1 protein-coding gene is annotated in these 733 nt (G+C 36.0%); it reads right to left on the bottom strand.

Translation table 11 applies throughout. From position 1 onward, the window contains the following. Positions 1-733, bottom strand: a 733-nt coding sequence (locus DMB65_RS22250) for an MBG domain-containing protein (RefSeq protein ID WP_317048151.1), incomplete at both ends; no start/stop codon positions are given.

Genomic DNA, 733 nt, shown 5'->3' with positions numbered 1-733 from the left:
TAAAATTAGAGCCATTATACATAATGGTATAATTTCCACCGGCACTTAAATTACCTTGTGTGATAGCGTAAACACCCACATTCTCTCCAGCAGTTCTGCTTAAAGCTCCTGTGAAAGAATCACCACTTACTAAGCTTGGAGAAACCATATAAGTAAAAAGAGGATCCGTTGTTCCATATACTTTTGTTTGTGAAGCATTTGCTGTTACTGTGATCGGTTTTGCCGTAATAGTAAAATCTTTGCTTACATAAGTAATATTGTAATTTGTTCCCGCACTCAAACTTCCTTGTGTGATAGCATAGTTTCCAATGTTTTCTCCAGTAGCTCTGGTTAAAGTTCCAGTGAAAGAATCACCACTTACTAAACTTGGAGAAACCGTATAAGAGTAAACCGGATTCGTAGTTCCATATACTTTTGTTTGTGAAGCATCTGCCGTTACTGTAATAGGTTTTGCCGTAATAGTAAAATCTTTGCTTACATAAGTAATGTTATAATTAGAACCTGCACTTAAGTTTCCTTGTGTAATGGCATAGTTTCCAATATTCTCTCCAGTAGCTCTGGTTAAAGTTCCAGTGAAAGAATCACCACTTACTAAACTTGGAGAAACCGTATAAGTGTAAACAGGATTTACTGTTCCATAAACTTTTGTTTGTGAAGCATCTGCTGTTACTGTAATTGGTTTTGCCGTAATAGTAAAGTTAGCACCTGCGTAACTAATCGTATAATTAGATCC

It is taken from the genome of Flavobacterium cheongpyeongense, assembly GCF_003202435.1.
Taxonomy (GTDB): Bacteria; Bacteroidota; Bacteroidia; order Flavobacteriales; family Flavobacteriaceae; genus Flavobacterium; species Flavobacterium cheongpyeongense.
Note: the sequence above shows the minus strand (reverse complement) of the source record. Positions and strands in the feature narration are given on the sequence as shown.